At 73.3% G+C, this 17,455-nt stretch carries 16 protein-coding genes; 4 read left to right on the top strand and 12 right to left on the bottom strand.

All coding sequences use genetic code 11. From position 1 onward, the window contains the following. Nucleotides 1-10: 10 nt before the first annotated feature. The 9 genes from ACH4ZX_RS27485 to ACH4ZX_RS27445 all read right to left on the bottom strand — a co-directional run bounded on the left by ACH4ZX_RS27485 (nucleotide 11) and on the right by ACH4ZX_RS27445 (nucleotide 9,708). Nucleotides 11-2,200: a SpoIIE family protein phosphatase gene (locus ACH4ZX_RS27485; RefSeq protein WP_398278072.1), complete on the bottom strand. Its 2,190-nt coding sequence runs from the start codon at nucleotides 2,198-2,200 to the stop codon at nucleotides 11-13. A gap of 189 nt (nucleotides 2,201-2,389) precedes the next feature. Next, nucleotides 2,390-3,313, bottom strand: coding sequence for an NAD-dependent epimerase/dehydratase family protein (locus ACH4ZX_RS27480; protein WP_398278069.1), 924 nt, complete (start codon nucleotides 3,311-3,313; stop codon nucleotides 2,390-2,392). Beyond that, nucleotides 3,310-4,488 (bottom strand): cytochrome P450, encoded by a 1,179-nt coding sequence (locus ACH4ZX_RS27475; RefSeq protein ID WP_398278066.1) that lies wholly within the window; start codon nucleotides 4,486-4,488, stop codon nucleotides 3,310-3,312. Before ACH4ZX_RS27475 ends, ACH4ZX_RS27480 begins: the two co-directional genes overlap by 4 nt. Further along, nucleotides 4,485-5,258 (bottom strand): glycosyltransferase, encoded by a 774-nt coding sequence (locus ACH4ZX_RS27470; protein ID WP_398278063.1) that lies wholly within the window; start codon nucleotides 5,256-5,258, stop codon nucleotides 4,485-4,487. The genes ACH4ZX_RS27475 and ACH4ZX_RS27470 overlap by 4 nt, the downstream gene beginning before the upstream one ends. After that, a complete protein-coding gene (locus tag ACH4ZX_RS27465) occupies nucleotides 5,255-6,748 on the bottom strand; it encodes a class I adenylate-forming enzyme family protein (RefSeq protein ID WP_398278060.1) in 1,494 nt (497 codons plus the stop codon). Before ACH4ZX_RS27465 ends, ACH4ZX_RS27470 begins: the two co-directional genes overlap by 4 nt. Further along, entirely contained in the window at nucleotides 6,748-7,488 is a 741-nt protein-coding gene (locus tag ACH4ZX_RS27460; RefSeq protein ID WP_398278058.1) for a glycosyltransferase family A protein, read from the bottom strand. Before ACH4ZX_RS27460 ends, ACH4ZX_RS27465 begins: the two co-directional genes overlap by 1 nt. Next, nucleotides 7,485-8,513: a 3-oxoacyl-ACP synthase III family protein gene (locus ACH4ZX_RS27455; protein ID WP_398278055.1), complete on the bottom strand. Its 1,029-nt coding sequence runs from the start codon at nucleotides 8,511-8,513 to the stop codon at nucleotides 7,485-7,487. The genes ACH4ZX_RS27460 and ACH4ZX_RS27455 overlap by 4 nt, the downstream gene beginning before the upstream one ends. Before the next feature lie 266 nt (nucleotides 8,514-8,779). Then, nucleotides 8,780-9,358 (bottom strand): YceI family protein, encoded by a 579-nt coding sequence (locus ACH4ZX_RS27450; protein WP_398278052.1) that lies wholly within the window; start codon nucleotides 9,356-9,358, stop codon nucleotides 8,780-8,782. Further along, nucleotides 9,355-9,708, bottom strand: a complete 354-nt coding sequence (locus ACH4ZX_RS27445) for a rhodanese-like domain-containing protein (RefSeq protein ID WP_398278049.1) — start codon at nucleotides 9,706-9,708, stop codon at nucleotides 9,355-9,357. The genes ACH4ZX_RS27450 and ACH4ZX_RS27445 overlap by 4 nt, the downstream gene beginning before the upstream one ends. A gap of 127 nt (nucleotides 9,709-9,835) precedes the next feature. On the opposite strand from ACH4ZX_RS27445, the gene ACH4ZX_RS27440 reads away from it, so the two are divergent. Next, complete coding sequence (locus ACH4ZX_RS27440) at nucleotides 9,836-10,291, top strand: MarR family winged helix-turn-helix transcriptional regulator (RefSeq protein ID WP_398278046.1); 456 nt, start codon at nucleotides 9,836-9,838, stop codon at nucleotides 10,289-10,291. 304 nt (nucleotides 10,292-10,595) lie between these two features. Here ACH4ZX_RS27440 and ACH4ZX_RS27435 read toward each other — a convergent pair whose 3' ends face one another. Both ACH4ZX_RS27435 and ACH4ZX_RS27430 read right to left on the bottom strand, forming a co-directional pair. Beyond that, nucleotides 10,596-11,432, bottom strand: coding sequence for a hypothetical protein (locus ACH4ZX_RS27435; RefSeq protein ID WP_398278043.1), 837 nt, complete (start codon nucleotides 11,430-11,432; stop codon nucleotides 10,596-10,598). Nucleotides 11,433-11,589: 157 nt separating this feature from the next. Continuing rightward, entirely contained in the window at nucleotides 11,590-12,795 is a 1,206-nt protein-coding gene (locus ACH4ZX_RS27430) for a cytochrome P450 (protein WP_398278040.1), read from the bottom strand. A 385-nt stretch (nucleotides 12,796-13,180) separates the two neighbouring features. Here ACH4ZX_RS27430 and ACH4ZX_RS27425 point away from each other — a divergent pair, with 385 nt between their 5' ends. The 3 genes from ACH4ZX_RS27425 (at nucleotide 13,181) to ACH4ZX_RS27415 (ending at nucleotide 15,966) form a co-directional block, all read left to right on the top strand. After that, on the top strand, nucleotides 13,181-14,224 hold the full coding sequence (locus ACH4ZX_RS27425; RefSeq protein WP_398278037.1) for a zinc-binding dehydrogenase: 1,044 nt from the start codon (nucleotides 13,181-13,183) through the stop codon (nucleotides 14,222-14,224). Nucleotides 14,225-14,260: 36 nt separating this feature from the next. Next, entirely contained in the window at nucleotides 14,261-14,773 is a 513-nt protein-coding gene (locus tag ACH4ZX_RS27420) for a hypothetical protein (protein WP_398278035.1), read from the top strand. 455 nt (nucleotides 14,774-15,228) lie between these two features. Continuing rightward, complete coding sequence (locus tag ACH4ZX_RS27415) at nucleotides 15,229-15,966, top strand: lysophospholipid acyltransferase family protein (protein WP_398278032.1); 738 nt, start codon at nucleotides 15,229-15,231, stop codon at nucleotides 15,964-15,966. Nucleotides 15,967-16,809: 843 nt separating this feature from the next. Here the strand turns inward: ACH4ZX_RS27415 and ACH4ZX_RS27410 are convergent. Next, the gene (locus ACH4ZX_RS27410; RefSeq protein ID WP_398278030.1) at nucleotides 16,810-17,448 is read right to left on the bottom strand and encodes an RICIN domain-containing protein; all 639 of its coding nucleotides are present in this window, start codon (nucleotides 17,446-17,448) and stop codon (nucleotides 16,810-16,812) included. Nucleotides 17,449-17,455 lie beyond the last annotated feature (7 nt).

Here is a 17,455-nt window from a genome sequence, read left to right as displayed (position 1 = left end):
CAGGTTCGTCTCAGTGGACGCGCGGGATGTCCAGTTCCGCCCAGACGGCCTTGCCGGTGTCGGTCCACCGCACTCCCCACCGTGTGGTGAGTTTGTGGACCACCAGCAGGCCGCGTCCCTGGTCGTCGAGTACGTCGCTGCGGCGCAGGCGCGGCCGGCTGTTGCCGGTGTCGCCGACCTCGCATGTCAGGCGCCTTCCCGCCCTCACCAGTCGCAGGGTGACGGGTCCGGTACCGAAGAGGACGGCGTTGGTGACCAGTTCGCTGATCACCAGACCGGCGTCGTCCCGGGTCCGGTCGCCGGTGCGCCATCGCCGCAGGAGGGAAGAGGCCAGGGTGCGGGCGCGAGCCGGGGTGTCGTCGCGCGCGGGCAGCTGCCAGGTCGCGGTGTCCCGGCTGTGGCGGCCGGTCATACGGGCGAGCAGCAGGGTCACGTCGTCGCGCAGGCGCCCCTGCGGGGCGAGACCGGCGACCACGCGGCGCGCCGCCTGCTGCAGATCGTCCCAGGGGTGCACCTCACGCACCACGTCCTTGAGGCGGCTGATGCCGTCGTCGATGGAGGCCACCGGATCCTCGACCAGACCGTCGGTGTAGAGGGCGAGAAGCGAGCCGGGCGGCGCGGTGAACTCGTGCACGTCGAACGGCTCCCGTACGGCGAACTCGGCTCCCAGGCCCGGGTGAGGCTGCGCCGTGATGGTTGCGGCGGAGCCGTCGGGGCGGACCAGGACGGGCGGCAGGTGTCCCGCGTTGGACATCACCACCCGGTGGTCGACCGGATCGTAGACCGCGATGCAGCAGGTCGAGCCCAGCGCGCTGTAGCCGGCCGCCAGGCCCGCGTCCGTGTCGTCCAGGAGCGTGACCGTCTCGTCGAGACGCTCCAGTACCTCCCCGGGGCCCAGCCCCGCCGACAACAGCGCGCGGGCCTCCATGCTCAGCTGGCCCATGGCCGCCGCGGCCCCCAGGCCATGCCCTATGACGTCGCCGACCACCAGGGCGGTACGGTCACCGGGCAGCGGAAAGCTGTTCACCCAGTCACCGCCGACGCCCGCGCTGTCGGGGGTGGTGGGCTGGTAGACGGTGGCGACCTCGATGGTGTCGCTGCCGGCCCGCGGCAGCAGCCGGCGCTGCAACGCCAGGACCTGTGCGTGCTCACGCTGATGCTGGCGGGCCAGGTCCACGTGACGGGCGGTCTTGGCCACGAGTTCCTCCAGGTCGAGCAGTTCGCTGTCGCGGAAGGGGCGCTCCTGCCGCCGCCAGACTTCCGCCACGCCCAGCACGACGGGCCCTGGTGTGCCTTCCGGTCCTTCGACCACCAACGGCATGCACGCCACGTTCGCCGACAGGTCGCCAGGCACCAGAGCGCGCACCAGCCGCGGATCGCCGAGGGCCCGCGCGATCGCCTCACCGTCGGTGAGGACGACGGCCTGCGGCACGTCGTCGCGCATGACCGCGCCGACCAGCAGACGGCTCGCTTCGCGGGGCAGGTTGTCCCCGCACGTCACATATCCCTCGGGCCAGGCCCGGTCCGGCGCCAGGGCCGCCCGGCGCAGCCGGATGCGCTCGTGCGCCTGCTCGGTGACGGCCTCACCCGTCCACACGGCGAAGTCGAAGTCGACGGCGGCCACGTCTCCCCAGGCCAGCAGGGACTGGGCCAGGGACTGGGCGGTCTCGCCGATGTCCAGCGACGTCCCGATCGCGGCCGCGGCCGCGTACAGGTGCAGTCGCTTGGCCATGGCGATCAGGGAGACCGTCAGGCCTCCCTGCGGCGCCGCGGCCGGGAGGATGCTCATCGAGACCACCATCTCCGTCCCGTCGTACCGCCGCAGGCGCTGGACCCGGGCGACGTGCGCCTCCTGCGTCTCGATGACGTTCCGCAGCCGCTGCGTGACCGTCGCCACGTCCTCCGGTGGCAGCAGTTCGGCGAATGCGGCCCCTGCCGTGACGCTCACCCCGGCGAAAGGAGCGGCGCTCAGGTTGAAGCTGGTGATCCGGAGTTTCGTGTTGAGATTGACCACCCCGAGGATCTGTTCCTGACCTCCGGCCTCCGCGCTGTCATCCGCGGGCCGACGGGCACGGGGGTCGCTCCGGGGAGCGGCAGGACCCGGGTCCTCGGTGGTTCCGGCCCGGTGGATGTAATCCGACAGGGCTCCGCTGACCATGTCGAACGGCGGCCGGGACGACGAAGAAGGGGTGGGGTCCATGCAGGCTCGCTCAGCTCGCTGCCTCCGGCTGGCGCCGGAGTGACATTCCCGAGTCCGTGCGATCGGGCCCCGAGATCCCTCATCGCACATCTCCTGAATAGCACAATCGCCGTCTTCACCGTAGGGGCGGAAGCGAGTGACGCAACACGAGCACCGCTTCCGGCGTCCATGTCACCGGTGTGCCGTGCCTCAGCCGTTCGCCGCGCTCGGTGCGAGCCGTGTCGTGTAGTGGGCGAGGGTGTGCTGCGGGGCCCAGCCCCGGGCTCGGGCTCTGGTGGTGTCCAGGGTGAGGGAGCCGGTCAGCTGGTGCACGGCGTAGGGGGTGAGGAGCGGCTGCGTGTGCGGGCGTAGCCGGGCGAGTGTGTGGGCGGCGTGCGCCGCGGCGCGGGCGGCCGCCACCGGGACGTGGCGGATCCGCGCGCTCGAACCGTGGGCGTGCAGGACGTCGAGGATGGCTTCGTCGCGGTCGTAGGGTGCCGGGTCGGCGATGTTGTAGGGGCCCGGCGGCCAGTCGGCGGCGGCCAGGCATGCTTCGGTGAGGTTCTCCACGGCGGTCAGGCTGAGCGGGGCGCTGGGCCCGGGCAGCAGAAGCACGCCGCGGCGGACGCGGGACAGCAGCCGGGGTACGAGGTGCGGGTCCCCGGTGCCGTAAACGGCGCGTGGGCGCAGCACGACGGCGCCTGCGGCGAGCGCCAGCGTCTCGCCGGCCGCTTTGGTGCGGCCGTAGGCGTTGAGGTGGTCCCGTACGGGGTGGTCTTCGGTGAGGGGGGTGCGGTCGGGGTTGGGCGCGTAGACGCTGGCGCTGCTGACCCATACCACCGGCCGGCCGGCGGCGGCCCGCAGCAGCCGGGCCGTGCCGTCGACGTTGACGGCGTGCATCGCGGCCTCGGCGGCGGAGCCGGGTGGCGGGTCGCCGACCGCCGCGGCGCAGTGCACCACGATGTCGGCGCCGGACAGGTCGGGCACTTCGCGGGCGGCGTCCCAGGGGATGTGCCGGCCGGCCGGACCGGGGCGGCGTCCCACGCACAGTACGTCGGCGCCCCGGGCGGCTGCCGTGGCGGCGACGTGGGAGCCGCAGAAGCCGCTTGCTCCGGTGACGGCGATCGTGGTCATCGGTCCTGCCCGGGAGGGAGAGCGGCGCGGACGGTGAGGGAGCGCCAGCCGGGCAGGGCCGAGGCGCGGTCGGCGCGGGCGCGTACCACGGTGGGCCGGTGAGGGGCGAGCGCGGCGAGGAGGTCGTCGAGCTGGGCGTGGGCCAGCCGGGCGCCGGGGCAGGTGTGGGCGCCGGCGCCGAAGACGAGGTGTGCCACGGTGGGTGGCGCGGGGCTGAGGGCGTCAGGCGGAGCCGAGTGGGCCAGGGCCGCGTGCCGGGCCACGAGAATCAGCCGGTCGCCGGCCCGGACCGGGCACCCGCCGAGGTCGGCGTCGGCTGCCGCCACGCGCGGCAGCAGCGGGGAGGGTGCGAGCACGCGGAGCAGTTCCTGCACCAGCGCCGGCCGCAGCCGGTCGTCGGCGGCCTGGTCCCACAGTGCCGCGTCGGCGCACCAGGCCGCGGCGCGGGGGAGAGCGGCCACGGTGGTGGTGACGGCGGCGACCGCGAGCATCGCCCGAAGGCCCGTCTCCTCGGCTTCGCCGGGTGTGAGCGCGGGCTGTGGCCGGTGACGGCCCGCGGTCCCGGTCCGGCCGGGCGCGAGCAGGGCGTGCAACTGCGCTGCGGGCTCGGCCGCTCCGTGTGTCGTGCCGGGCCGTCGCGGCCCGGGGAGGTGGTCGCGGACGGCGGCGGCCGCGGTACGGGCGGCGGCGTCGGCGATGTGCCGCGGGTCCGCGCGGGCGTCGAGGAGCGCGCGGACGGTGGCCCCGGCCACCTCGCGGGCCACCGGGACCAGGTCGACGGCGCGGCCGGCGGCGAGCGGGGCCAGCCGGCGTTCCAGTACCTCCTGCCACACCGGCCGCAGCCGTTCCACGCCGGCCGCGCCGAGACGGTCGGCGACGGCGCGGCGGGTGTCGCGGTGGCCGGTGCCGTCCTGGTCGAACAGGACGGTGCCGGTGGACAGTTCCCGTGCCGCGCCCGCCGTGGTGCCGGCGGCGGTGCGGTCCAGCGGTATGCGGGTGAGGGCGTGGCGGTACGGGTCGCTGCCGTGTATCAGCAGTGTTCCGCCGATCCGGGTCACCGGCCGGCGGCGGGCGGCGGCGAGCAGGGCGAACAGGAGGGGGTGGGAGCGGGTGTACACGCGCCGGTCGCGGCGGCGTGCCGCTCGGACGGCGGCCGGGCGGGGCGGCGGGGTCATCGGACGTGCACCTTTCTTTCGTCGGCGGGGCGGTAGCGGCGGTCCCAGCACCACAGCAGCGTCCGGCGGGCGCCCCACGCCCGCAGGCGGCGCAGGCTGGAGTGGACCACCATCCGCTCGGCCCGCGCGATGCGGTCGCTGTGCTCGCGCGCCCGGTTGAGGAGGACGACGTCCTCGGGCGGCCCGGCCAGCGGGACGCGGGGCGCGCCTCCGCAGCGCAGGTAGAGGGCGGCCGTGACGGCGATGTTGTGCCCGTGGCACAGCACGTACGGGGCGCGGTAGCGCGGGTGGCGGTGTTCCCGCCGCCAACGGCCGTACAGTGCCGTCGCCCGGATCACCGCCGGCAGCAGGTACCGCTCGGCGGGCGAGGGCCGCTCGTCGGCGCGGGGGACGCTGCGGCCGCAGGCCAGTTCTGTGCCGCGCCCGAGTTCCGCGCGTACCTCGGTGATCCAGTCGGCGGCGGGCAGACAGTCGGCGTCGGTCCGGGCGAGCAGCGCGGCGCCGCGTTCGATGGCGTAGCGGAATCCGGTGTCGGCGGCTGCCCCGGTGCCCGGCTCGTCCTCGCGGACCACATGCACGGGGAAGGGCGCGCGGGCGGCGAAGCGGCGTACGACGTCCGCGGTGGTGTCCGTGGAGGCGTTGTCGACGACGACCAGGGTGAAGCGGGTGTCGGTCTGGGCGGCGAGCGCGGACAGGGTGGCGCCGATCCCGGCCTCCTCGTTGAACGCCGGCACCACCACCCACAGGGGCGCGTCGTCCCGGGCGTTCATCCGCGGCCGCCGGCGGTGGGACGGGCGGCGGCGAGCCGGGCGGCGGCCAGGCGTGCGGCGGCGGCGCGGTCCGGTTTGCGGGAGCGCCCGGACAGCGGGATCTCGGCCAGCAGGACCGCGTCCGGGCGTGCGGACCCCATCCGCTGCAGCGGCCCGGCCAGCGCGGCCCGCAGTGCGGCCGGGTCGGTGCCCGGAACGGGCTGTACGACGGCGACCAGGCGTTCGTCGCCGTCGGCGGCCGGCACTCCCACCAGCAGTGCGGATTCCACGCCGGGTATGTGCAGGGAGGGTTCGTACAGGCCGGGGTAGATGTTCTCGGCACGCCTGAGCACCATGTCCTTGCAGCGGCCCTCGAGCACGATCCGGCCGCCGTCCAGGTGCGCCCGGTCCCCGGTGGCGATCCAGCGGTCCGGGTCCTCGCCCAGGTAGCGGTCGCGGGCGGCGGGCCCGGACAGCAGCAGCTGGCCTGTGGCGTCCGTCATGGCGGTCACTCCGGGCAGCGGGGCGCCCACCAGGTCGCCCCGCCCGGTGAAGGCGGCCTTGTCGGCCTGTTCCACGGCGGCGGCGGGGAACAGCTCGGTCAGCGCGTACACCCCCCACGCCTCGTCTGCGCCCGCCTGCTTGACGCGGGTGAGCAGGCCGGCGCTGACCGGCGCGGACCCGGTCCACACCCGTCCCGTGAAACGGGCCCGCTGGGCGAGCAGGCGGCGCAGCTGCGGCGGTGTCAGGTAGGTGAGCTGCGGGTCCAGCCCGGCCAGCTGCCGGGCCAGCAGGCGCGGCGGGCGGGCGGGCAGTGCGACCGGCGCGCCGACGGCGAGGGAGGGGACGAGGACGAAGAACGTGCCGCCCAGGACGGGCCGGCCGGCCGCGGGCCGGGCCAGCGCGGCGACCGCGGTCATGCCGGCGGCGAGCGAGGAGCGGGTGTGCACCACCGCGCGCGGCCGGGAGGTGGTGCCGGAGGTGAAGACGATGACCGCGTCGCCGTCCTCGTCCACCGGGCGCGGCAGGGCCGCCGGTGCGGCATCGCTGTCCAGAGCGGGTGCGCAGCCGGGCAGCCGCGGCCCGACGGTGGCCACCGGGCCCAGGTCCTCGAGATCGGGCAGGGCCAGGCGGGCGTGCTGGGCGAGCCGCCGGCCCCATCCGGCCACGGCCTGGGCGGCGGCGTCGGCGAGGACGGCTTCGGGCCGGGCGAGGGCGAGCCGGGCCCGCAGCACGTCCGGTCCGGCGCCGGGGTCGAGGACCGCGGCCCGTGCGCCGAGCCGGTGCACGGCGAGCATCACGGCCAGCGCCCGGGCGCCGGGCCGTACGGCGACGCCGACGGTGCTGCCGCGGGTGATGCCGCGCCGGTGCAGAGCGGCGGCGTAGCGGTCGGTGAGGTCGGCGAGGTCTCCGCAGGTGGCCTTGACGCGTACGGCGCCGGTGCGGGCGGTGCCGAGGACGGCGGGCCGGTCGGGGGCGGCGCGCAGGGCATGATGGAGTGCGTCGAGCATCAGCGGGGGTCCTCCGTGTGACGGCCCGGCCCTCTGTCGAGGTACCAGCGGGCGGTGCCGAGCAGGCCGTAGGCGCGCAGCCGCCGGGTGGAGTTCTCCACGACCATGTCGCGGGCATGGACCACGGCGGTGGTGTGGCGGCGGACCCGGTTCAGGAACAGGCGGTCGGTGGGGGAGGGGCGGCGCGGCATGCCGCCGACGGCTTCGTACAGGCCGGCCGTGACGGCCATGTTGTTGCCCGCGTGCATCCGGTAAGGGGTGAGGTAGCCGTGCCGGCGCCGGTGCGCGGGGCGGATGCGGCCGAAGAACGCGGCGATGCGGACCAGCGTGCGGAAGGCGGCGCGCCCGAGCGGTCCGTGCTCGTCGCGGCGCGCGTCGATGCGCCCGCACACCAGGCCCGCGCCCTGCCCCAGGGCTTCGCGGGCCGCGGCCGTCCAGCCGGGGCGCGGCAGGCAGTCCGCGTCGGTGCGGGCCAGCATCGTGGCGCCGTTGCCGATGGCGTAGCGGAAGCCGGTGTCCACCGCGCAGCCGGTGCCCTTCTCCGGCTCGCTGAGGACGTGGACGGGGAAGGGGGCCCAGCGGCCGAAGTCGTGGACGACCGCTGCGGTGCCGTCGCTGGAGGCGTTGTCCACGACGACGAGGGTGAAGTCGCGGTCGTGCTGCGCGGCGAGCGCGTGCAGTGTGGCGCCGATGCGCCTGGCCTCCTGGTGCGCGGGGACGACCACCCACAGGGCGCTCACGACTTCTCCCAGACCATCGTCATCATGCTCACGCCGCCGCCCAGGCCCACGAACAGCACCCGGTCGCCGGGGCGCAGCCGTTCGTGGACCAGGTCCAGTTGCACGCCCAGGGTGGCGCTGGCCATGTTGCCGAGCCGGGGGAGGGTGACCACGAGCCGCTCGCGCGGGACACCGGTGAGTTCCACGAAACGTTCCAGGTAGGGCATGGTGACCTGGTGCACCAGGATGTGACGGAAGTCGTCCCAGTCCAGGCCGGTGCGCTCCTTCATGCGGTCCAGCACGGCGGTGCCGGCCTTCTCGAACACCGTGCGCAGCCCGGCCCCGTCGCCGGTGAAGTACGTGTGCTCCGCACTGCGGGGGTGGCGGGATCCGCCGCCGAAGATGCCGCCCACGTCCCAGTGCTCGGAGTGCGTCTCGGTGCCCACGTCGACTATGCCGCCCCGGTCCACCGCCTCGAGCACGACCGCGGCCCCGGCATCCCCGAAGGTGTAGCCGGCGAAGCCGTCCCGGAACTGGCCCAGGCCGCGGGGGGCGTACCGGACGGCCCGGCTCGGTGTCTCCCCGGTCACGACGAGAGCCCGGCGGGCGCGTCCGGCCAGGATCATCGACCGGGCCGTGTCGATGCCGTTGACGAAGCTGTTGCACGCGTTCGTCACGTCCAGCGCGTGTGCGGCCGAGCCCAGCTCGGCCTGGACGACGTGGGCGGTCGCCGGTTCCGCCATGTCCCGGCTGGCGGAGGCGAACACCAGCAGGTCCACGTCGTAGGGTGCGAGTCCGGCCCGGCTGAGCGCCCTGCGGGCCGCCCGCACCGCGAGCGTCGAGGCGTACTCGTCCTGTGCCGCGGTCCGGCGTGAGGTGATGCCGGTGACGCGTTCGAGCATCCGGTCCGGCAGCCGGAGGCCGGACTCTTCGGTGATCCGCTGCTGCAGGTCCTGGGAGGTCACCTCGTGCCCGGGCAGGCAGGAGGCGACGGCTGTGATGCCCGCCAGGAGGCCGGGACCGCGAACCAAGTGGTCTTCGTGCATGTGACGGAGGTTAGGAGCCGGACAGGACGGCGCGCCTGAGCACGCGTACTCATCCGGCTTAGGTGATCGACCGGCGTGGAGGCGGGATCCCCGGCGGTGAAACGGGCGCGCCCGCCGGGCGCCGTCAGGGCGGCCGGCGCCCGCAGGGACGCACACGCCGCCGCCCGCGGAACGCCCTTCGTCCGCCTCCCGGGCCGGCCTGGACGCCTCCCGGGCCTGGACGCCTCCCGGGCCCGGACGGGTGCCGGGCCCGGGGCGTCGAGGGTTCAGACCTGCCGGATCGCCTCGATCTCCAGTGACAGTTCGATCTCCTTGGAGACGAGGATGCCGCCGGTCTCGAGGGCCATGTTCCAGGTCAGTCCCCAGTCTTCCCGGTTGACCCGTCCTGCGGCCGAGAAGACCGTGCGGTCGCCGCCCCACGGGTCGCGGACGTGGCCCAGGTAGTCGACATCGAGCGTGACCGGGTGGGTCACACCCTTGATCGTCAGGTCTCCGACGAGCTTTCCGGCCGTGCCGTCCCAGGTCACCGAGGTGGACTGGAAGGTGGCCCGCGGGTGGTTCTCCACGTCGAAGAGGTCGCCGGAGCGCAGGTGGTCGTCGCGCGTCCGGTCGCCGCTGTCGACACTGGCCATGTCGATCACCGCGGTCACCACGGTGTCCTCGGGCCGATCGCCGATGTGGACGGTGGCGTCCACCGAGGTGAAGCGCCCACGCACCTTCGTCAGCATCAGGTGGCGTCCCATGAAGCCGACCTCGGCATGGCCCGGGTCGACCTTCCAGATGCCCGGCGCCGGCAGTTCCACACCGCCGACCGAGCGGGTCGGCGTGATCGTGTTCTCGGTCATCGGTCGTCTCCGCTTCCCTGTGCCTGCTTCGCGGACTCGGTCGGCAGTCCGGCGCCGATCCAGTCCTCCTTGCCGTCCTTGTAGGTGTAGACCCGCTCATAGCCGAGCTGGGCCAGCCGTGCGGCGGCCTGGGCGGAGTTCGGGCAGGTCACGCCGGTGCAGTAGACGATCACTTCGGACTGCTTGTCGGGCACCAGCTCCGGAGCGAGGGTGTCCACCCGGTCGAGCGGCAGGCAGTGCGCGCCCGGCAGATGGGCGTCCTCCCAGTACTGCTCCGGCAGGGCCTCAAGGACCGTCGCGCCGGCGCCGATCTTCTGCTTGACCTCGTCACGGGTCAGGTTCTGCACCATGTGGTACCTCCGATGAGACACGGGCTGGGTGGGGACGCACGCGACCACACCAGCCGGGATTTTTGTGCGTGCGCACACACTTTAACGTTTGTGTGCGCACGCACGCAACCCTGAATACAATGGCCTGATGGCTGACCGCGACTACGGACTAGAGGCATGGCGGGCGATGTTGCTCGCCCACAAGGCCGCACTGCAGGCGATCGAGAGCGACGTCCAGCGAGACGGTCGCGTCCCGCTCACGTGGTACGACGTACTGCTCGAACTCAAGGCGGCCGGCGCGGAGGGACTGCGCATGCGGGAGGTCGCTGACCGCGTCGTACTGAGTCGCACCCGGGTGAGCCGTCTGGTGGACGACATGGTGCGCGCGGGGCTGGTGCACAAGACGCCCGATCCGTATGACGGCCGGGTGTCCTGGGCGGCGATCACCGAGGAGGGCGCTGCCATGCTGCGCGCCACCGCTCCGGTGTACCTGCGCAGCATCCACCGCCGCTTCTCCGTGTACCTCAGCGACGAGGACGCTCAGGTCGTCGCCGAGGCCCTGCGGAAGGTGGCGCAGCAGGACCACGGCGTGGACGGCGACTGACCGGAACCGGTCTGCGTCCTGCCGGCCGTGCGTCGGCGGGGCACCGTGCCGCTGATGCCGCTCTCACGGTGCCGCTCCCGTCGTCGTGCGGCGGCGGTCTGTGACGCTGCGACGCGGGCCTGGCCGGTGGCGGCGCGGGCCTGGCCGCCCTGCCGTGTCCCTCGGGCGTTCGGCGGCGGGGCGGCGACGGCCGCGGGCCTCGGGCCTCACCTGCCCTCAGCCGTCGTGCTCCGCCCGGGGGTTTCGTCTGTCTGTGCCGGTACCGCCGCCGGCCTGGTGCACAGGCCTTTCAGGTCCCTTTGTCCTAACCGGGGGTGAGCCGCCAATATCCGTAGGGGTTGAAGAGGAATGAGTCTGAGGAGTAACGCTCACATTCCAGTCGATGCATGACCCATCGGGGTGCGTCCGGAGAGACCCGGAACCCTTCACCGTCCTGGATCCCCTGTTCGGGCTGTTCGGTGATCAGGTAGTGCGCCACGGTGTCCATGGTGATCAACCACTCGTCCTGCACTTCCAGCTCTTCCGCGGTCGGACGCCCAGGTGCGAGTTCCACGTCGGCTTCGCCGAGCAGATGCATGCCGCGGCTGTACAGCACGCCGTCGCGCCGGCTCGGGAGAGCCGGCACCACCCACGCCCGGCTCAGCACGGTCGCCAGGTCGTACTCGTCCTCAGCAGCCGCAGCCATGTCCGCCAGGGCAAGCCACCGCTCACGCCCGCAGGTCACTCCGCTGGACTCGTTCTTCACCGCGGTGGCACCGCAGTTCAACAGCGCGGCCGTCACAGCCAACGCCCGCTCGGAGACATCGAGGGCGGTGAGCTGCGAGGTAAGCGGTGAGAGTACGTAGGCAGCGGAGTCGTGGGCATCCACCGCGGCCCAGTCGTCGTCGGTGAACTCGTCATCGAGGGTGGACCGGCGGGCGTCCAGCGCGGCGTCGAACGCTGCGCGCATGCGAGGATCCGGTCCCTGCCGCAACTCCGCGAGCCTGAACTCTCCCTCACCGGCCTCGTCGATTGCCGCGCTGAGTGCGCCGGCATCCAAGCCCACCCCGACCGCGCACAGCACATGCCTCGGCTTCACACCCGACGCCGGAACCACGAATCGGGAGCCGTACATGACTGTCCCTTGCCACACCTTGCTCATCCGTCTCATATTCCCTGTTGAGCGGCACACTGTGACCAGTAATGACTACTCCAAAGGGTCGGATCCGAGATGCGTCCGCCCAGCGGTTGCCGCGATCGTTCGCTGCTCTACGAGCCGGCCGGGTCGCAGGCGTCGGCGGCGGTGCCATCGCGCGAGCTCAAGGGCGCTTCCACCGCACCGGCAGCTGACGGGGGCCCCGGATGAGCATGCCGTGGCGCCAGGCCAGGGCGGCCGGGTGGGCGTCGAGTGCGAGGTCCGGGCAGCGCTCCAGCAGGGCGCGGATCGCGACCCGCGCCTCCAGGCGGGCGAGCGGCGCGCCGAGGCAGTAGTGGATGCCGTGACCGAAGGCGACATGACCGCCCGCGGCCCGCCGGATGTCGAAGCGGTCGGGTTCGGGGAAGCGCGCCGGGTCGTGGTTCGAGTCCGCCAGGGCGACGAGGACCAGCTCACCACCGCCGGGGATGACGGTACCGCCGATCTCGACCGGCTCCGTGGTGAACCTGAACGTCGGCGTCTCCACCGGCCCGTCGTAGCGCAGCATCTCCTCCACCGCGTTGTCGATGAGCGTCATGTCCTCACGCAGTGCGGCGAGTTGATCGGGATGGGTCAGCAGGGCCAGTACGCCGTTGGAGATCAGATTGACCGTGGTCTCATGCCCAGCGACCAGCAGCAGCCAGGCGGTACCGCGCAGTTCGTCCGCGGACAGCCGGTCACCGTCCTCGTCGGTGGTACGGATCAGAGCGCTCATCAGGTCCTCGTCCGGGGCCAGGCGCTTGCGCTCCAGCAGGTCGACGAGGTACGCGGACGTCTCAGCCGTCGCCGCCGACCGCGCCTCCGGGTCCGGGTCGGTGAGGATCGTGCCGGTCCAGGCCCGGAAAGCGGCCCGGTCCAGCATCGGCACACCGAGCAGATGGCAGATCACCGAGATCGGCAGCGGGAACGAGAGCGCCTCGACGAGATCGGCCCGCCCTTCCGGAAGCGCCACCATCGTGTCGAGCAATTCGTCGGTGATCTGCTGCACACGCGGCGCGAGCTGTTCGACCCGGCGCGGTGTGAACTCGCGGACGACCAGCCTGCGCAGCCGCTCGTGGTCCGGCGGATCGGAGTTGAGCATGTGCGGCCCCGCGGAGGGACTGGGGATCGGAAAGGAGGGCGAGGCGTTCTTCCACTGCTTGGACAGCCGCGGATCCACGAGCGCGGCCCGGCCGGCCTCGTACCCGACAACGAGCCAGGCCTCCGTACCCTCTGGAATCCGCACCTTGTGCACGGGGCCGCGTTCCCGCAGCGCCGCGTAGACCGGATAGGGATCGCGGACGAAGTCCTCGCCCAGCGCGACCAGATCGATCACCTCGGCAGCTGCCATGGCCCGCCCCCGTCACCCGCCCCCGTATTCGCCCCGTCTCGCACTCCGCCCGACGCTAGCAGTGAGCGGTTGCCCCGGCGAAGGACGCATTCAGCCGAACCGGGCTGGACGGAACCGGCGCTCCGGGCGCGTGTGGGCGAGGAGGGCGGGTGGGCACAGCCGAGGGCCCGGAGAGAGGGACGGCGGGACGAGGGACAGCGGCGAAGAAGTCCGCCCGAGTCCCTGCGGCAACGTCTCCACCGGCGGCTGAACGTTCCTGCCGACCGGCACTGGCCGCGGCTGCCCGGGGCCCGGATCCGCTGCCGGGCTGGATCGCCCAGAAGATTAAATATCGGGCATTTGGTCACACGGTGATCGTGTCAACCCGTTCACCGGAGGTGAGCTGATGACGACGCCGACCATGCGTGCGGCGCGCTTCTTCCGGGCCGACCGCCAGTTGCGGGTGGCGGAGGTGCCGGTGCCGCAGCCGGGACCGTCCGACGTGCTGGTCCGCGTCGAGGCCTGCGGGATCTGCCTGTCGGACGTGCACATGATCGACGGCACCCTCGACTGCCCGCTGGAAGAGGTCACCCCGGGCCACGAGCCGGCGGGCACCATCGCCCGGGTGGGCGCCGACGTCCCCTACTGGCAGCCGGGCCGGCGGGTGGTCATCGCGCCGGGCAGGGCCTGCGGCTCCTGCCGCCACTGCGGTGACGTACAGGGCTGCCTCGCCCCGCAGACGATGGGGCAGAACTGGGACGGCGCCTGGGCGCAGTACGTCGTCACACCGTTCCAGACCCTGGTGGAGGTGCCCGACGGGGTGCCCATCGAGCAGGCGGCGATCTGCGCCGACGCGGTCGCCACACCGTTCTCGGGAATCGTCGAACGCGGTGGGCTGCGGCCGGGGGAGCGGGCCGGCGTATGGGGTGTCGGCGGCCTCGGCGTGCACGCCGTCCAGATCGCCCGCCTGGCCGGGGCGAGCCTCGTCGTCGCCGTCGACCCCCTCGACTCCGCCCGCCGGCGGGCGCTGGAGGCCGGAGCCGACCACGCCTTCGACCCGACGACGACCGACGTCCCCGAGCAGGTGCGGCGGCTCACCGACGGCGAGGGGCTGGACCTGACGGCCGAACTCTCCGGCGCCGGCCGCGCCCTCGCCCAGGCGGTCTCCTGTCTCGGCCGGTACGGACGGGCCGTCGTGATCGGCATGTCGCCGCAACCGGTCCACCTCGCCGAGAACACCATCCTCTTCGCCTACTACAACCACTCCGTCCTCGGCCACGACGGCTACACCCGCCGCCACCTCACCCAGCTCATGCGCCTGCTGGCGGCCGGCCGCCTCGACCTGTCCCGCTCGGTCTCCGAGGTGCTGCCCCTGGAGGAAATCGCCCGGGGTGTGGAGCGGCTGCGGACGAAAGAGAGCGATCCGGTGCGCCTCGTGGTCAGGCCGTAGCCGGGAGCGGACCCGGCCGTGCAACGGAGGACTCGTATGCCGGTGACCTCCTACCTGCGCAGGCAGGCGACGGCCGCCGCGCTCATCAACGTAGTGGTCAACGCGCTGATCACCTGGCTCGGCCATCGCCGCACGGACTTCGTCCCGCTCGCCGGGAGCAACGGCATCACCACCGACGTCTTCGTGACCTCGGTCCTGCTGTCGCTGCTGGTGTCGCTGTTCATCACGAAGGGAGTACGGCATGAGCTCACCGCCGGACGCCTGGTGGCGACGGACGAACCCCCCAGGGCGGGGCCCCTGCTCGCGCGGATGCCCGCCCGGTGGTGGACGCTCGGCCTGCTGATCGGGGTGGCGGCGGGCGTCGTCGCCGCCGTCGCGCTGCGGCTGCTCGGTGCGCTGGGGCTGTCCGGCCTCGGCCTGGGGGCCTTCGTGGCGTTCATGGCCGCATACACCGGTCTGCTCGGATACGCCGTGACCCGCTGGGTGATCCTCCGGCAACTGGCGGAGCACCGGACGGGCCGGCAGGACACAGGCGGCCCAGGCGGCTGACCGCGCGCCGACGGCAGCCGTCGGCTCCACGGCTCGATGGCCCTTGCCCCCGCCAGAGTTGGCGGGGCGGGGAGCATGTGAGGCCACCGCTGGAGTCTGCCGTCTGCGCTGCGGGATGGCCACCCCCGTGAGACGGAGTCTGGGCAACAGAGGGGAGACTGGCGGCAGAGCCGCAGTGACCCGAAGACGGCGCGGCCCGGTCCGTCGACGTTCGGACCGCTGCGGCGCTGTGCGGCAGCCCGCCGGACTCACCTCCCTCCGAGGCAGGCTGACATGGCGCGGCGACAGCCGTACGGGCCCCGGGAGACGCGGCGCGGGCATCAGCACGGACGTCGGCTGCGGCGGGGCTGAGCTGAGCACCAGCAGGCGGGGAAGATGAGTACGGCAACTCAGGCCGACGGTCGCCCTGCCGCCGACGATGAAGACCGACATCGTCGAGATCTGGAGACCGCTCCGTGCTCAGCCGCATCGCCGACACCTTGGTGCCCGCCTTCGGCCGCCTGTCGGTGACCACCGACCCCGGCGCCGACCTGGCACCGGGCAGCATCATCGCCGCCAACCACACCTCGCTCGCCGACCCCGCCATCGTGATCGCGGCCCTGCACCGCCTGGGTATCGAACCGGTCATCATGGCCACCGCCGGCCTGTGGCGCATGCCCGTACTCGGCCGCTCCCTCACCCGCGAGGGACACATCCCTGTGCACCGCGGCGACCGACGGGCCCCGGCCGCGCTCGACCTGGCCGCCCGCGCCCTCGAGCAGGGCCGGTACCTGCTCATCTACGCCGAGGGCGGCCTGCCCCGCCGCAGGGACGCCGCGGAAGCGGCCCCGGGTGACTTCCGCACCGGCCTGGCCCGCCTCTCCGAGCGCACCGGTGCCCCTGTCGTGCCCGTCGGCCAGGCGGGTGCCCGCCGCGTCACATCGGGCAGCGTGATCAAGCAGATCGCCGGTATCGCCACAGCCCCGCTGCGCCGGCCCGCCCTGCATGTCCATATCGGCGCTCCGATCGTTCTGACCGGCGACAGCACGGTACGCACGGCGCAGGCCCGCGCGGCGGTGACCAGCGCGTGGCGTACGGCGGCCGCGCACCTCGCTGAGGCTGCCGCGCTCGTCCGGTCTGGCTCGCCGGCCTGCGCAGGGAATCGGGGCGGGGGTGAGGTACGTCCAGCCGATGACGGGGAGGCTGCGGCTTGATCCTTGACCTGTGCGGCGGGGCCGCGGGGCGGTCGGCCTCTTCGTCCGTTGCTTCGCGGGATCTGCTGTTCGGAGTGCGTACGTCGTGGCGTGGGGCGGGCCGGGTGTTCTTGCGCCCTGGTGGCGGTCCGGGGCGGGGGTTGGAGGGTTTCGGCGCCCGGGCCGGACAGGCGACGGAGGGCGGATGCGCTGAGTTTGGGGCGCAGCCGGTCCGAGGAGCGGGGCGGTGGCTTGGCCGCAGAGCCGGGTTTCGGGTGTCTGGGCACCCCGGGTGGCGGGCTGCCCGAGAACGAATTCACCGCCGTGGCGAGGCGGACTTCCGGGCGTGTGCGACTGCCGGGGTGGGACGGCTCCGCGCAGGACGCGGTCCGAGCGCGTCCGGGGCAGTACCCGCACCGGCAGGCCCTCCGGCAGAAAGGCCAGGCGGGGTGCGTCGTATCCGGCGTCCGCGACGATGAGGGCGTCCGGGGCACCCGGCTGCCACTGACCTGTACTGATCAGCTGCCGGAGCGGCTCGCGCAGTTGGCGGGCGGTGACGGTGGCGGTGCCGTACAGAGTCCGCTGCGGTGTGGCGGGCGTCCCTGCTGCGGTCGGCAGGTGACGTCGACGGCCGGCACCAGCCGCCCGTCGGCCGCGCGCGGCAGCGGCACCGCGGGCCAGTGCCCGCCGTATCCGGCCACGTCGGTCGGGCTGACGCCCACGGCCGAGCACCGGCGTGGGCACGGGGCCGACGTACGGCGCAGCCGCCGCGGCCTGCTGGAGCGTGCCGCCCGCGGCGGCTGCGCCCGTTTCACCCGGGGCTGGGCGCAGGGTTCGATCCGTCCCCTGCGCCCAGCCTGCGCATCAGTAGAAGCGCTGGTTCCTCCCGTTGCTGCAGGACCAGGTCTGAAGGACGGTGCCGTCCGTGGAGCCGAAGTCCTTGCCGTCCAGGCAGTAGCCCTGGCCATTGGCCAGGCTCCTGAACTCATAGGCGGTCTTCGAGCCTTCCGGTGTGGAGTACGAACCCTTGTTCGTGATCCACCACAGCTGGCTGTACTTGGACAGGCTGCAGTCCTGCTGCTTGACCAGGGTGCCGTAGCCGGTGGCGCCCGAGTCCAGGCACTTGCCCGAGTAGTAGTTGCGGACCCCGTAGAAGGTGCCGCCAGAGCTCCCGTTCTGGACCGGCGCCAGACACCAGTACTGGCTCTGGCCGTTGTACCAGCTCCACATGTGAGCCTGCGTACCGGCAGTGGTCCACGGACCCTGGATGTCCATGACCATGCGCTTGCCCGCACGAATACTGGCGTCGACGCCGGCGTAGAAGTACGGTCCGCGACTGTACGAGCCGCTGCAGCCCACCGCCGCGGCGGCGACGGACGCACTCGAGCCCGACTGAGCTGCGGCAGGCGCCGCGACGGCCGACGCGCCGGCGGCGGCCGTCAGCCCGCTGGACATCAAAGCACCGGCCGCCAGGAACCTGACGGCACGTGACCGGGTACTCATACTCCCC

It is taken from the genome of Streptomyces sp. NPDC020490, assembly GCF_044335305.1.
In the GTDB taxonomy this organism is placed as follows: domain Bacteria; phylum Actinomycetota; class Actinomycetes; order Streptomycetales; family Streptomycetaceae; genus Streptomyces.
Note: the sequence above shows the minus strand (reverse complement) of the source record. Positions and strands in the feature narration are given on the sequence as shown.

Coding starts and splice junctions, on each gene's coding strand:
- ACH4ZX_RS27420 (WP_398278035.1), top strand. CDS start 14,261: ATGCCGGTGACCTCCTACCTGCGCAGGCAGGCGACGGCCGCCGCGCTC.
- ACH4ZX_RS27465 (WP_398278060.1), bottom strand. CDS start 6,748: ATGCTCGACGCACTCCATCATGCCCTGCGCGCCGCCCCCGACCGGCCC.
- ACH4ZX_RS27480 (WP_398278069.1), bottom strand. CDS start 3,313: ATGACCACGATCGCCGTCACCGGAGCAAGCGGCTTCTGCGGCTCCCAC.
- ACH4ZX_RS27485 (WP_398278072.1), bottom strand. CDS start 2,200: ATGGACCCCACCCCTTCTTCGTCGTCCCGGCCGCCGTTCGACATGGTC.
- ACH4ZX_RS27450 (WP_398278052.1), bottom strand. CDS start 9,358: ATGACCGAGAACACGATCACGCCGACCCGCTCGGTCGGCGGTGTGGAA.
- ACH4ZX_RS27475 (WP_398278066.1), bottom strand. CDS start 4,488: ATGACCCCGCCGCCCCGCCCGGCCGCCGTCCGAGCGGCACGCCGCCGC.
- ACH4ZX_RS27445 (WP_398278049.1), bottom strand. CDS start 9,708: ATGGTGCAGAACCTGACCCGTGACGAGGTCAAGCAGAAGATCGGCGCC.
- ACH4ZX_RS27440 (WP_398278046.1), top strand. CDS start 9,836: ATGGCTGACCGCGACTACGGACTAGAGGCATGGCGGGCGATGTTGCTC.
- ACH4ZX_RS27430 (WP_398278040.1), bottom strand. CDS start 12,795: ATGGCAGCTGCCGAGGTGATCGATCTGGTCGCGCTGGGCGAGGACTTC.
- ACH4ZX_RS27470 (WP_398278063.1), bottom strand. CDS start 5,258: ATGAACGCCCGGGACGACGCGCCCCTGTGGGTGGTGGTGCCGGCGTTC.
- ACH4ZX_RS27455 (WP_398278055.1), bottom strand. CDS start 8,513: ATGCACGAAGACCACTTGGTTCGCGGTCCCGGCCTCCTGGCGGGCATC.
- ACH4ZX_RS27435 (WP_398278043.1), bottom strand. CDS start 11,432: ATGAGCAAGGTGTGGCAAGGGACAGTCATGTACGGCTCCCGATTCGTG.
- ACH4ZX_RS27410 (WP_398278030.1), bottom strand. CDS start 17,448: ATGAGTACCCGGTCACGTGCCGTCAGGTTCCTGGCGGCCGGTGCTTTG.
- ACH4ZX_RS27425 (WP_398278037.1), top strand. CDS start 13,181: ATGACGACGCCGACCATGCGTGCGGCGCGCTTCTTCCGGGCCGACCGC.